This window comes from Rhodospirillaceae bacterium (assembly GCA_016722635.1).
Taxonomy (GTDB): domain Bacteria; phylum Pseudomonadota; class Alphaproteobacteria; order JAEUKQ01; family JAEUKQ01; genus JAEUKQ01.
In genome coordinates, this window is sequence record JADKIX010000008.1 from 1 (window position 1) to 13,477 (window position 13,477).

Below are 13,477 nucleotides of genomic sequence, written 5' to 3' on the forward strand. Positions count from 1 at the left end.
AAGAAAGAATGAGTTGAGGGATTGGGCGTGAATGCTTTGAATTGAGCGGGAGGCATCTCCTGTGCGAGGAGAAGCTAGCAAGATCTGCTCGAATAAGAGCATTTGTGATGCCTTTATACCCAAGAGTAATAGAATTACGGGATACGCTGCGATAAGCCGCGGGAAAGAATGGTCAGCGATCCGTGGATGTCCGAATGGGGAACCCAACCTTAGGGTTATCACACAAACTGAATACATAGGTTCCTGAAGAACCGGTGAACTTGAATGGATCCCAGTAACTGGAGAAAAGAAATCAACCGAGATCCCGGCAGAGTAGCGAGCGAAAGCGGAAGCCGTCAGCGGTTATAGGGTCAAGAACCGGAAATGTCTGGAAAGGCAAGGGAGAAAGGGCAAGAGCAGCCCTGCATGGGTAGAAAGCCAACACAATCTCATAAGTGGGGCGTAACACGGGAAATCCTGTTTGAACATGGGGGACCACCTCCGTTTCAGCACTTTAGCGGACTAGGATAGAGAAATAAAGTACCGAGGAAAGGTGAAAAGCAACCTGAGCGAGGGGAATAAATATCTTAAACCCAATGTTATGCTGCAGGACATCATGATCTTCTAGAAGGTAGTGGACTGCGTACCTTTGTATACTGGTCAGCGAGTTAGTCTCACGAGCGAGCTTTAAGCCGATAGGTGGAGGCGTAGCGAAAGCGAGTCTGAATTAGGCGAGTGTTCGTGGATTGGGACCTGAAACCGAAGGATCTAGCCATAGCTTCAGGTTGAAGGATGGTAACACCAGTCGGAGGACTGAACCCACGCCTGTTGAAAAACGTAGGGATGAGCCGTGGTTAGGGTGAAAGGCCAATCAAACTTGCTGATAGCTGGTTCTCCGCGAAAACTATTTAGGTAGTGCCTTTGAGGAATACCACCGGGGTAGAGCAATGAATGTACTAGGAGGCCCAGAGCTGCATTAATCCAACTAAACCCGAATACCCGGGAGAGAATTAAGAGAAAGACTTATGGAAGTTAACGGCCCAAGTCGTGAGTGGAAAGAACCCAGACCGCCATCTAAGGTCCCCAAATCATGCTAAAGTTGGAAAGGATGTGGGAAGGCCAAAACACCGGAGTTGCTTAGAAGCAGCCATCTTTTAAAGAAAGCGTAATAGCTCACTGGTCTAAAAAGTCGTCTTGCGGCGAAAATGTACCGGGGATCAAGTCATGCACCGAACGCTTTAGGTTTGTCTATGGAGCAAGCGGTAGCGGAGCGTTCTGTATGCCTGCGAAGGTGTCCTGTAAGGAATGCTGGAGGTATCGAAGTGAGAATGCGACACGAGTAGCGATAAAAAGAGGAGAAACATTTTCGCCGAAAGTCCAAGGGTTCCCGCCGTAAGGTTAATCTGCGCAGGGTGAGTCGGCCCTAAGGTGAGGCTGAAAGGCGTAGCCGATGGGAACCTGGTTAATATTCTGGACTGGAGAAGTGACGGATGCGTGGATTGTTCTCCTGATGGATTGGTGATGGGCTGTGAAGGAGTTCCAGGAAATGGCATCTCCATAAAGACCGTACCTAAACCGACCAAGGTGGGAAGGTAGAGTATACCAAGGCGCTTGAGAGAACGATGCTAGGAACTAGGCAAATTGCATCTGTAACTTGGAGAAGAGGGCCATGATAGGCAACCACATTAGGGTGGCACATAAGGGGGGTAGCGACTGTTTACTACAAAACACAGGGCTCTGCGAAGATCAAGGCGACGTATAAGGCCTGACGCCTGCCCGGTGCTGGAAGGTTAAGAGGAGGAGTGCAGGTCTGGAATTGAAGTCCCGGTAAACGGCGAGCCAGACTCGTAACGGTCCCTGGTAGCGAAATTCCTTGTCGGGTAAAGTTCTGACCCGCACGAATGGCGTAACTTGATTTCCCACTGTCTCCAGCATCAACTCAGCAAATCTGATTCTCAGTGAAGACTGCGAAGTTTACCGCAGTTAGACGGAAAGACCCCGTGCACCTTTACTGTAGCTATGAGCTGGGTTTAGAACGTCGTAAGACAGTTCGGTCCCTATCTGCCGTGGGTGTAGGAGATTTGAGAGGATCTGTCCTTCAGTACGGGGGAGGACCGGGATGGACGTACCTCTGGTGTACCGGTTGTCGCGCCAGCGGCATAGCCGGGTAAGCTAAGTACGGAAGGGATAACCGCTGAAAGCATCTAAGCGGGAAACCACCTAAATAAGTTCCCTTCGAAGGCCGTGAAGGGCCACCACGTTGATAGGCCGGAAGTGGAAGTGCCGCAAGGCATGAAGCTAACTGGTACTAATCGCCCCATTGGTTTATCGCATCTTGCGCCGATCCGTGCACAGATCAAACTCCCTGTTGGATCAAAGAAAACAGCTACACGGATACCCAACTTATCTGTTCTGCAATCTCACGCATGATGTGTTGACGAAACCTGGTGAATATAAGGAGATTTACTACCTGATCCCATCCCGAACTCGGCCGTAAAAACCTCCGCGCCCATGGTACCGTGTCTTAAGGCACGGGAGAGTCGGTCAGCCAGGTCCCGGTCAAGACATCATATCCTCCCTCACCTCCATATAATCCCCACAACACCCCAACACACATACCTCTAACGCAGTGGAGTGTTCGGTAGCTCGTCAGGCTCATAACCTGAAGGCCAGAGGTCCAAATCCTGCCCCGCAACCATCCATCCCTTTCAATTCATTAACTTGTTATTAATAAGTTGTTGGCTGCTACTCAGCAATCAAATTTATTTAAACCTAGAAATTAAATCATTTAATATAACTCTTGGCTCAAAAAAGAAACTATTGTTCAAATGTTGATAATTTTTTTAGGTGTAATATCCCCCTAATTCTTGGTTATATCAAGAAACTTTAGGTGCAAGTGTATTTCTACAAGTTACAATAAATAGAAAAATGTTAGAATTGCTGAGTAGGTAATGATATCACAAAATATTCTGACTATAAAGCTTTCATTTTCCGTTTCTATTAAGTCCGTTATATCTTAACAGAAAGTTATCTTACAAAAACGAAAGAGACGAGTGCGGGAATTACCAGGGGTGGGAAACTTGAACTGAAGGAGAGTCCTGAAAGCTGCGTGGTTAGAGAAGCCTCTTTGAAGAATTCAGCATTTCAGTTGAAGTTGATAGTATTATTGATAGCTGGCTTTATGTTGTTTCACCTAATGCTGAAGTTGTTATTATAACCTTACCTCTGCAAGACAGTAGGAAAATCGTTCTTCGACGGTCAGTCATGAGCATAAGGAAGTAAAACTTTTCAGTATACAAGTAGCTCCCGGTCTTTTATGCCTGATGGATATAAGCGGTCTATAGCTAATAGTTATAGAGCTATAAAATGTTAGAGAACTATAAAACAATATATGCTAATGTTGATGAAGTAGGGAGAAACACCCAAAATGAATCACTTCTTAATATTAAGTCAATTGATAAAAACTTTGAAAGCTCAAAACGATTGGTGAATTAAAGGTGATAATGTTTAACTATTAGGAATTTCCATCCTCTTGCAGCCATGGAGAAAGGGCCTCTTTTCTATAACCTTCATAACTCACTAGGCTTCTTCAGAGATATGAGAATTTAAACAATCCATGGTTTAGATTACGCTAATTTCCCTACACACTCATACTGCTTTTTCCCGCGCTCATATTTTGAATTTGCTGATAGGTTACGCCTATCATGTCGCCCAAAGCTTTTGGGTAAGGGCCATGCTGGCGGCGCAGGGTGCGGATGAGAATGCCAATTTGTTGATTGATCTGTTGTTCATAATCAGCCATTGCCTGTTATTGCTGAAATCAAGGCTCGAAGAAATCTCGTTGCTGTCCTGATGGTTGATAGCACACTTTATTCCTATGATTTTATCATATTTACATGTTAAAATAATAAATTACCGTTATTTTACATTGAAAATGAGAAAATGTAAAATACGCTACTTGCTATTCTGACAAAAGAATGGCAGGTTATCATGAACAATCAAAAAGCAAAAGCTAACCACCAATATCTGCGGCCACGCATTAAAGTGGCGCGGGTTGAAGCAAAAATGAATCAACTGGAATTAGCTACCTTGCTGAATACGGATTATAATTTAGTAGTTGATCAAACGGTATTTCTATAATGGAAAAGGGAAAGCGGTTTGTGAAGAGATTATGAAATAATCATCCTGGCTAAGGCCCTGAACAAACACCCCATGTGGCTGTTGTTCGGCGACCAAATCCCCCCGGAATTTCAGTAATTTAATGCCTCGGCTAGAGTTATTTTGAAAGCAGTTGTTATCTGTATATAAATCTTTGGCTTACCTCTGTCTGTTGTTTTCATGTTGATAAAGAAGGTTTTCAATCGTTTATTGATCACATATAATAGCTGAAGACACAGTCGCGATGAACAAGAACACTATCACGAATAGGGAAGAAAAATTATGGATAACACCCATAAAAAAATGAATGAAACCTCAAAAGCTGCCAAAGCAAGTAAATTGCAAACCCTTACCCTCAGCCGTATTGTCAATGCTTCGCGCGATAAAGTCTTCAAGGCCTGGACAGAACCCAGCCAGATCATGCGTTGGTGGCGGCCAAAGGGTTTTACCTGCCCCAGCTGTAAAGTTGATTTGCGGGTGGGTGGAACTTTTCTTTATTGCATGCGCTCCCCTGAGGGTAAAGATTTTTGGGGGAGGGGGATATACCAGGAAATTGTCCCCGGGCAAAAGCTGGTTTATATGGATAGTTTTGCGGATGAAAAAGGCAATCAAATTTCCCCAAGCACCCATGGCTTAAGTGCCGAATGGCCAGCCGAATCACGAATTACCGTGACCTTTGCGGATGAAAACAATAAAACGAAGGTAACCTTACAGCATGCTGATCTACCCGATAGTGCCGAGAGTGACATGTGCAAAACGGGCTGGAGTGAAATGCTAGACCAATTAGTTGAAAATTTTTTAAAACCTTCCAGGTAATGCTTCAATGCCTTTTATCTCAAAAATCATCATATATCCCTTTAAATCCCTGCCAGGAATTGAAGTATCTGCCGCTCGGTTCACTGCGGCGGGCAGCTTGCAAGGCGACCGGGAATTTGCGTTCGAATCACCGGATGGCAGAGTCGTCAATGCCAAACGCCTAGCTGAAATTCACAAAATCCGGGCTGAATATAATTTGCCCAAGCGCACCATCACGCTGTGGTCTGAAGCAACGCCCAGAAAAGAAACTTTCACTTTTGATCACCAGCGTGAGGAATTGAGCGCCTGGGTTTCCAAGCAGCTTGATATTCCAGGCCTTCATCTCAAACAAAATTCTGTCATTGGTTTTCCTGATGATATCAAATCACCTGGGCCAACGATTGTGGCAAAAGCCACACTGGAGGCTGCTGGCCAGTATTTTGACCCACCGATCAATGGAGAAGAAATGGGTTTGCGGATGCGTCCGAATGTTATCGTTGAAGGGGTTGATGCCTATTGGGAGGATACCCTTTACGGTCAAGAAGGAGGGGGTGGCCTGTTAACTTTAGGTTAGGCGGATGTGGTGGTCACGGTGCCATGCCAGCGCTGCGTTGTGCCAACCCGCAATCCCCAAACCGGCAATCCTACCCCGCAGTTTATGAAAAGATTCATGGAAAGAAGGCGTGCTACTTTGCCAAGGCATTTACAGCAAGATCCCCGTTTTGAAAAAAATTCCTACCGGTTAACCGTGAATGTTTTGGGTCCGAACGGCGGCATAATCAAGGTAGGTGATGTGGTGAAAGCGGGTGTTGAAATTAAACTAGGTGATTTTCAGGGCAAAACCTCAACTGCCTTAAAAAGCCTGGGTTCTGCTATTTAGTTAAAATTTCCTTTGTCACATTTGCATAGAGGCCCATTTTTATCTTTCATTGTGTGGATGTTTCCTCGATTCATACTTGTGCTGCACTGCAAAAAACCGTATAACAATGGTATGGCAAACACCAGCGGATGGAGGATAACATGCAACCCGTGCGTCTCATTGATTTGGTTTTTCCGGGTGATACCAATCATCACGGCACTTTATTCGGGGGCATTGGGCTTGCAAATATGGACAAAATTGCCTTCATTGCGGCAACCCAACATGGGCGGGTGAAGTTTGTTACCGCTTCAGCCGAGCGCATTGATTTTCGCGCTGCGGCCAATGTTGGCGAAATTATCGAATTTACCGGCCAGGTCATACGGGTGGGGAAAAGGTCATTAAGTGTTGAGGTTTCGATGACGGCGGAGGTTTTACTGACTGGCGAACAGCGATTATGTACGCGCGGCGTTTTTAATATGGTTGCCGTGGGGGTTGCCGATGATTATCAGTTACCGCCCTTGCCTAAAACAAAATCAGCCAGTCATTCTCAGGAAGTTCGGATGGTTGAAATGGTCTTTCCCAATCGCACCAGCCATCATGGAAATTTATTAGGAGGGCAGGCATTAGCGGCCATGACCAAAGCTGCTTTTATTACGGCCACCCGTCAGCGCCGACAGGCAGTTGTATTAGGCTCAACGAAAGATGTTGATTTTCAGAGGCAAGTTCCAAGCGGAGCAATTATGGATTTATCGAGTAAAATCCTTGAGGTTACGGAACGTTCCACAACGGTAGCGGTCACATTAATGGCCGAGAATTTATTCAGCGGCGAAAGATATATAGCAGGGGCGGGTCATTTCGTTATGGTTTCACCGCGAATAGCAAAAGAATAATTGATCACTTGATCCAATATCCCGCGCGGGGATCACGTTGGCAAAGAAAGTTCTTAAGGAGTTGATTTATTGAATGGAAATAACCGACGTGCGTTATGACGAGCAAGACACGCATAAATCGCGCATTTCTTGGGGCGCTTCCTGGGCAAATTTTTCCATTCCCGCATGCTCGGCATACGGGTTTTTGAATATTTTCATCAAATCATCAATCACGGTATAATCCTGATGGTCTTCGGCGGCGCGAATGGCGGTTTCCGCCACCCAATTCCTTAAGATATATTTGGGGTTTATTTTTTTCATTCTAGCTTGATAACCCGGCGCTTCCTGCCGCATGCGGTTCAAATATAAACTTAACCAATCTTGAACCAGGGTCTTATCCTGAAACAAGGCCCTAAAACCCGCATTATCCTGACCCGCAACTACCCCACTTAATGCACGAAAAGCCTTGGTATAATCCGCTTTGTGTTTGGCCATTAAATCGAGAAGCTTTATCCAAATTTCCTGGTCATGTGCATTGGGTTTGGTTATCCCCAATTTAGCCGTCATCAATTCCTGATAGAACGAATTATACTCGGTGGGGAATGTGGCTAAAATATCCCGCGCCATTTGCTCGGGGATCAGCGATTGCAATACATAACCCAGCACCTGTAAATTCCAGTAAGCAACCGCTGGCTGCTGGTCAAAAGCATAACGCCCGGTTGGATCAGAATGGTTGCAAATAAAATGCGGATCATAGGCTTCCATAAAACCGAACGGCCCGTAATCAAGCGTTAAGCCAAGGATCGACATATTATCGGTATTCATGACCCCGTGGGCAAAGCCCACCGCCTGCCACTGCGCCATCAGCCGCGCCGTGCGTTTGACAATTTCGGCAAACCAGTCTTGATAGGATAATCCATTAAAATACAGTTGGATAACGTGGTCAGCCAATAATTTGATCAGATCAGGTCGTTTGTGCGAGAAGAAATGTTCGAAATGGCCAAAGCGGATATGCGAGGGTGACAGGCGGGTTAGAATAGCGCCGGGTTCCCATTTTTCCCGCGCCACTTGCTCACCGCTGCCGATAATGCACAGGGAACGGGTGGTAGGAATGCCCAGGCCCTGCATGGCCTCACCACATAAATACTCGCGGATGCACGAGCGCAATACTGCTCGACCATCACCCATACGGGAATAGGGGGTTTGCCCCGATCCTTTGAGGTGCATATCCCATAATGGGTTATTTTTCCCCCGAACTTGGCCCAGCAATAGAGCCCGCCCATCTCCCAATTGCCCTGCCCACACGCCGAACTGATGGCCAGAATAAACCATCGCCACGGGCTTGGAACCCAACAAATTTTTGTTCCCGGAAAAATAAGCAGGAAAATCAGAATCCTGTGTTGATTGGGGATCAAGGCCAATCTCTTCAGCCATATCTTGATTCAAGTGGATGAGGAAAGGGGATTTTGCAAACCCCTCTGCTGCCATTGATGTATAAAAATCAGTGGGCAAAGTTGCAAAGCGATTGTCAAAAATTAATCCATAATTTGTGGTCATAGCCTTATTATAGGCGAAATCCTTGCCTTTTCAAGGGGGGTAGCACTTGCCAATCGACAATCAAAGTAAGGTTACTTAAAATATCATTCTTTAAGAATATTTGAGGAATTAAGATAAATTTGGGGGTGATATGATCCATTGCGCCTGTTTGCTGGCGGAAAAAGATAATAGCTTATTATTGGTCAGGGTTCGCAACCATAAACTTTGGTATTTGCCTGGGGGGAAGATTGAACATGAGGAATTGCCCAAAAAAACGCTTATCCGTGAGCTTGCGGAGGAGCTAGGGATTACGGTTCCGATCGAATCCTTAACTTATGTTACAACTGTTATTGGCCCAAGTCATGATGGCAAAGATCAGGTGACACTGATCTGTTTTGCCGGGGATATCCCCAATTCCTTCAAACCCTCGGCTGAAATTACTGAGGCCGCCTGGATTAACAAAGATCAGCGCGAATTGATGGCCCCGGCTGTTCAATTATTGGTAGCAGGTAGGGGGTAAAAACAGCATATGAAATCAGTTGCGGCAGGTTGGGATTGGGTTTGTAGCCAATTCGGCATCAGCCTTTTTTAACAAGGCAGTAAATGTAATGGAAAGGGGTTTCCCTGCCAGCAAGCGTTTGCGGGAAACAGCTGGCCTGATAACCTGCTTCCACAGCCCTTTCCAGAAAATGCGCTGATTCAAAACTTGACCATAGCAGCACTTGCCCATTTGTGGCCAAGCCATTCCACAGGGCTTGCAACCCTTGGGGGCTGTACAAAAAATGGTTGCTGTTTTGGGACAAGGCCTGTGGGCCGTTATCAACATCCAGGATAATCATATCATAGCGTGTGCCAGATTGGATCATGGCCGCCACATCGGCGTGGTGCAGGGTCACATTGCCGGGCAATTCTTCAAAAAATTGTGTTTGCAGATATTGCCGGTACCATCCCATGACAGCTGCGGAAATTTCGGCCACCTCTATTCTGCCCCGGGTACCCAGATTTTGGGCAATGCGCCCAAGGGTATAGCCCAACCCCAGCCCACCCAGCAAGATATGGGGGTGGGGGTTGTTGCACAAAGAAACGGCCATTTCCCCCAACCTATCTTCCGATTCGTGGTTATAGCCATTCATCAGCTCCAGCCCGTCCACCCGGATCATGTACCGGCCATCCCGGTGATACAGGTCGAATTGGTGTGAGGCAACGGTTGCGGTATCTAAATGGGTCCAGGCCATAAAATCTGCTCGATAAATGATAAAAACAGGGATAGACTAGCATGAAGCAAAGATTTGCTAAAGGAAATGTAATTTTTACGGGATCTATCAAACTTATTCATCAAGGGGGAAGAAAAATGAAAATCGGGATTGTTGGCTGTGGGAATGTGGGTTCAGCCGCCGCCTATGCCTGTGTTTTGCGGGGGGTGGGAACAGAATTAGTATTGGTGGATAAAAACCACGCCTTGGCCCAAGCCCAGGCCGAGGATATTTTCCACGCCACCCCCTTTGCCGCCCCCATTCCTATCCACGCTGGATCATATGAAGAATTGGCAGGGGCCGCCATCGTGATGATCGCTGCGGGTGTTAATCAACAACCCCATGAAAGCAGGCTTGATCTTTTAAAAGGCAATGCTGAGGTTTTTGCGGATATCATCCCCAAAATTCGGGCGGCGGCCCCGCATGCTATCCTCGTTAATGCGACCAATCCCGTTGATGTCATGACCCATCTGATCGACCATTTTGGCAAGGACCAGACGAAGGGGCGGGTGATTGGTTCCGGCACCATCCTGGATACCGCCCGTTTTCGGGCTTTGTTAGGACAGCATTTGGGGGTTTCACCCCACTCTATTCAGGCTTATGTGTTGGGGGAACATGGTGATTCCGAGGTATTGCATTGGTCGGGGGCGACCGTTGCAAACATGCCGCTAGTTGATATGGCGGCCCAGGTGGCAGCCCCGATCACGCAAAACCTGCGCGCGCAGATTGATGAGCGGGTTCGCCGCGCCGCTTACCGCATTATTCAGGGCAAGGGGGCCACTTGGTATGGGATTGGCGCTGGCATGGCCCGCATCGCCCAAGCCATTTTACAAGATGAGCACGCGGTTTTAACCTGCTGCGTGCGCTTGCCGGAGGTTGAGGGGATTACAGATGTAACCCTTTCCTTACCCCATATTGTGGCAGGGCAAGGGGTGCGGCAAACCCTATACCCGCTTTTGGATAAAACCGAACGCCATCAGTTACGCCGTAGTGCCGAAATATTGAAACAAGCGATCCAGACAATAGGTTTGTAGGGCTGTACGGGATATAAAAACCACGCTCTGAATCCTGATGAACTAATTATCCGGTGATAGCGAAATAGAAAAACCCCCATTCAACCTCAATGTTGATGACGGTGGTGGGTGTCTGGGAAATGTGGGTGGGTATGTATCAGCGGCTCATGACGGTGCTGGTGGCGATGCTTGTTTGTTGGGGATATTGCCGGATGCTTATGGGAATGATGTTCATCATGACTATGCTCATGTTCATGATCCAGCATTTCGTGGATATGTTCATGCCTATGCTGCTCCGTTAAATGTAACCATATGCCTAACGCCATGAGGGTACCAGAGATCGCTATCCTGATACTCAGCGGTTCTCCGAGGAGGGGGATTGCCAAGGCTGCGCCAAAAAACGGCGCAACGGAAAAATAAGCGACCGTTCGGGCGGTGCCGAGATGGCGTAAGCCCACAATAAATAAAGAGAGACTGATGCCATAAGCAAGCCAGCCAATAAACAGGGTTGCCATCATTGTCGTGAGAGGTGGCCAGGTTGCGCCCAATATAAAAGCGATCGTTACGTTTACACTACCTGCTATCAACCCTTTGATGGCAACAACCCAGGTGGTATCGGCCAATGATACCTTGCGCGTTAGATTATTATCGATGCCCCATGCCAGGCAAGCGCCCACAATAGCTAAAGCAGGCCATAGGGTTGAGAACTGAATCTGTTCAGGCCAGCTCAACAGGGTGGTGCCAGCAACGATGGTAATCATGCCGAAAATAATCCGCCGGTCAAAATTTTCCCGGAAAGCAAACCATGCCAGTAAGGTTGTAAATACGCCTTCCATATTCAATAAGAGGGACACCCCCGAAGCGGGCATCTTGCTCAGTCCAAACATAAGCAATACCGGAGCAACGATGCCGCCTGCAAGAATTGCCCCAATCAACCAAGGCCATTCACTGGCAGATAGTGTCCCCGCGCGCGCGCGACGCGCCAGGCGGTACAGCGAAAGCCCTATCCCCGATCCTAAATAAAACAAACCAGCCAATAACCAAGGATTTATATTTGATAATAACCATTTGGCCAGGGGAGTACTACTACCAAACAACAAAGCCGCTATCAAGGCAGCCAATACGCCCGGGTGGGTTAACCCATGTTTCCAGTTCATAATTGTCCAGCGTCTTCCAAAGTTTTGGGTGCATGTCTCCACCCATCTAAAACTATCTCATATCGCAACAGGGGTGGGTGTAACAAATTTCCTATGTAAGTGCCGATATAATGATCTCTCCGTCATTTTCTGAAGTGGCTAAAATAGTTAGGTTTGGATGAGGCCATCATGGTGCTTGATTACCCATTGGGTGATGCTGGGGTTCCTGCTGGATAATCTGGGCATATTGGCGGATGATTTGGGGTAATCCGGCCATCACGGCTTCTGACACAATCGCATGGCCAATGGATACCTCATCGGGTTGCACCGCCTGAACCAAGCGGGGCAGGTTTTCCGCATTCAAATCATGGCCCAGATGTACCCGCAAACCTTTTTGCCGGGCATCATTGGCCACGGCCACAATTTGGTTCAGTTGTTGCAAACGCTCTTTGCCGCTGCACAGGCTGTATTCCTGGGTGATAAGTTCAACCGCCTGGGCGCCCACCCGGATGGCCAATTCAACACCTGCAGTGTTGACATCGATAAACACCGACGTTTTGGTAAAAGTTTTTAGGAACTGCACCGTTTTTCGCAATAATTCTTCACCATCACGGTCTTGCCAACCGCGGGTACTAGTCAATTCGCCGGGGTCAGATGGCACGATGGTGAACTGATGAACAGCTGCTTCCTTAACAGCGGCCAGTAATTCAGGCCGTGGGTAACCCTCCACATTTAATTCGACCAACCCTTGGGCAATTTCGGGGATATTTTTCAAGGCCCGGATATCGCTTAAGCGGGCATGGCGTTCATCGGGGCGGGGATGAATGGTAATCCCCTGGGCCCCTGCGCGGATGACCAATTTTGCGGCCTCAATGAGGTCAGGAATATGATGGCCGCGCGAATTACGCAGTAAGGCAATTTTATTAATATTCACGCTAAAACGGCAGGATTTCTGGTTGGATAGGGAATGAACCATGGTAATAGGATTACGGATCCTTAAAGACATTGATAGGGTTGAAAATATACAAGAGTAACTATGGATGATTCGGCCGTTTTTGACAAGCTTTTCTTCGCAATCGCACAAGAGGCAATGCCGATGTGGTGGTAGCTGGGGCAAGGTTTTGAAATTTTGTTTTCCCCATTTTATCCTGACTAAATAGACAATTAAGCGTTGTCCCATGATGGTCTTGACAAAGGCCTTCGACTCAGGGAAGTAACGATTCGGGGAAGTAACGATGATAAGGGTTCATTCGGCGGCGGATGTGAGGCAAGCAAAAAAGCCACATGACGGAGATTGTTGAAAAAAGTCTGATGATTAATCGGATGGGGCTGATGCACCCTTATATCCACCGCACCGCCTTGCATGATGCTGGCAGGGCGGCATCCAAACGGTCACGTCAGAAAAATGATTGCACGGTGCGGGCAATTGCCACGGCCACCCGCATCACTTATGATGAGGCCTATGAATTGCTGGCAAATGCCGGTCGCGCCTGTTCCAAAGGTTTTGCCTTTGTACCCTGGGCCGAAAAGGCGGTGGTGAATGGCTGTTCCTTCCAATGGCAAATTTTACGCAAACAGCGCGGCAAGGCACGTGTGAATATTGCCGTGTTTTGCAAGCAATATGGACAGGGAACCTATATTATCAAGGTTAGGCGGCATGTACTTACGGTGATTGACGGCATGTGCCACGATTGCTTTATCTCCGATGGCCTTCGGGCGGTTGAGGGCTTCTGGCGGGTGGTGAAGACAAATGATTGGTCATCAGTCGGTACCTGAACCAATATAAATACCAATATGTAACGTTATATAAAATTGCGATTATATGGCGCTCAACGCCTCAATTTTTTGCATTTGCTGCAAGGTAAAATTGAGCACTTTG

At 47.3% G+C, this 13,477-nt stretch carries 13 protein-coding genes and 1 rRNA gene; 9 read left to right on the forward strand and 5 right to left on the reverse strand.

Annotated elements, in window-relative coordinates; translation table 11 throughout:
• Positions 1-81 precede the first annotated feature (81 nt).
• Positions 82-2,311: ribosomal RNA gene (locus IPP67_03775) — 23S ribosomal RNA — on the forward strand.
• A gap of 1,308 nt (positions 2,312-3,619) precedes the next feature.
• Here the strand turns inward: IPP67_03775 and IPP67_03780 are convergent.
• Entirely contained in the window at positions 3,620-3,781 is a 162-nt protein-coding gene (locus IPP67_03780) for a hypothetical protein (GenBank protein ID MBL0338305.1), read from the reverse strand.
• A gap of 188 nt (positions 3,782-3,969) precedes the next feature.
• Between IPP67_03780 and IPP67_03785 the strand changes: the two genes are divergently transcribed.
• From IPP67_03785 to IPP67_03805, 5 genes are all read left to right on the forward strand, one after another.
• Positions 3,970-4,119, forward strand: coding sequence for a hypothetical protein (locus tag IPP67_03785; protein MBL0338306.1), 150 nt, complete (start codon positions 3,970-3,972; stop codon positions 4,117-4,119).
• 300 nt (positions 4,120-4,419) lie between these two features.
• A complete protein-coding gene (locus IPP67_03790; protein MBL0338307.1) occupies positions 4,420-4,953 on the forward strand; it encodes an SRPBCC domain-containing protein in 534 nt (177 codons plus the stop codon).
• A gap of 7 nt (positions 4,954-4,960) precedes the next feature.
• A complete protein-coding gene (locus IPP67_03795; protein ID MBL0338308.1) occupies positions 4,961-5,506 on the forward strand; it encodes an MOSC N-terminal beta barrel domain-containing protein in 546 nt (181 codons plus the stop codon).
• 9 nt (positions 5,507-5,515) lie between these two features.
• Complete coding sequence (locus tag IPP67_03800) at positions 5,516-5,812, forward strand: hypothetical protein (GenBank protein MBL0338309.1); 297 nt, start codon at positions 5,516-5,518, stop codon at positions 5,810-5,812.
• Positions 5,813-5,940: 128 nt separating this feature from the next.
• Positions 5,941-6,681 carry an acyl-CoA thioesterase gene (locus IPP67_03805; GenBank protein MBL0338310.1) on the forward strand — a complete coding sequence of 247 codons (741 nt, stop codon included), beginning with the start codon at positions 5,941-5,943 and terminating at the stop codon, positions 6,679-6,681.
• A 93-nt stretch (positions 6,682-6,774) separates the two neighbouring features.
• Here the strand turns inward: IPP67_03805 and IPP67_03810 are convergent, their stop codons facing one another.
• Positions 6,775-8,217 carry a YdiU family protein gene (locus IPP67_03810; GenBank protein MBL0338311.1) on the reverse strand — a complete coding sequence of 481 codons (1,443 nt, stop codon included), beginning with the start codon at positions 8,215-8,217 and terminating at the stop codon, positions 6,775-6,777.
• A 130-nt stretch (positions 8,218-8,347) separates the two neighbouring features.
• Between IPP67_03810 and IPP67_03815 the strand changes: the two genes are divergently transcribed.
• A complete protein-coding gene (locus IPP67_03815; GenBank protein ID MBL0338312.1) occupies positions 8,348-8,716 on the forward strand; it encodes an NUDIX domain-containing protein in 369 nt (122 codons plus the stop codon).
• A 58-nt stretch (positions 8,717-8,774) separates the two neighbouring features.
• On the opposite strand, the gene IPP67_03820 is transcribed toward IPP67_03815, so the two are convergent.
• Complete coding sequence (locus IPP67_03820; GenBank protein MBL0338313.1) at positions 8,775-9,431, reverse strand: hypothetical protein; 657 nt, start codon at positions 9,429-9,431, stop codon at positions 8,775-8,777.
• 116 nt (positions 9,432-9,547) lie between these two features.
• On the opposite strand from IPP67_03820, the gene IPP67_03825 reads away from it, so the two are divergent.
• Complete coding sequence (locus IPP67_03825; protein MBL0338314.1) at positions 9,548-10,483, forward strand: L-lactate dehydrogenase; 936 nt, start codon at positions 9,548-9,550, stop codon at positions 10,481-10,483.
• An 86-nt stretch (positions 10,484-10,569) separates the two neighbouring features.
• Here the strand turns inward: IPP67_03825 and IPP67_03830 are convergent, their stop codons facing one another.
• Together IPP67_03830 and IPP67_03835 are read right to left on the reverse strand one after the other, a co-directional pair.
• A complete protein-coding gene (locus IPP67_03830; protein ID MBL0338315.1) occupies positions 10,570-11,619 on the reverse strand; it encodes a DMT family transporter in 1,050 nt (349 codons plus the stop codon).
• 166 nt (positions 11,620-11,785) lie between these two features.
• Positions 11,786-12,604 carry a pyridoxine 5'-phosphate synthase gene (locus IPP67_03835; GenBank protein MBL0338316.1) on the reverse strand — a complete coding sequence of 273 codons (819 nt, stop codon included), beginning with the start codon at positions 12,602-12,604 and terminating at the stop codon, positions 11,786-11,788.
• A 278-nt stretch (positions 12,605-12,882) separates the two neighbouring features.
• Here IPP67_03835 and IPP67_03840 point away from each other — a divergent pair, with 278 nt between their 5' ends.
• A complete protein-coding gene (locus IPP67_03840) occupies positions 12,883-13,374 on the forward strand; it encodes a hypothetical protein (GenBank protein MBL0338317.1) in 492 nt (163 codons plus the stop codon).
• Positions 13,375-13,477 lie beyond the last annotated feature (103 nt).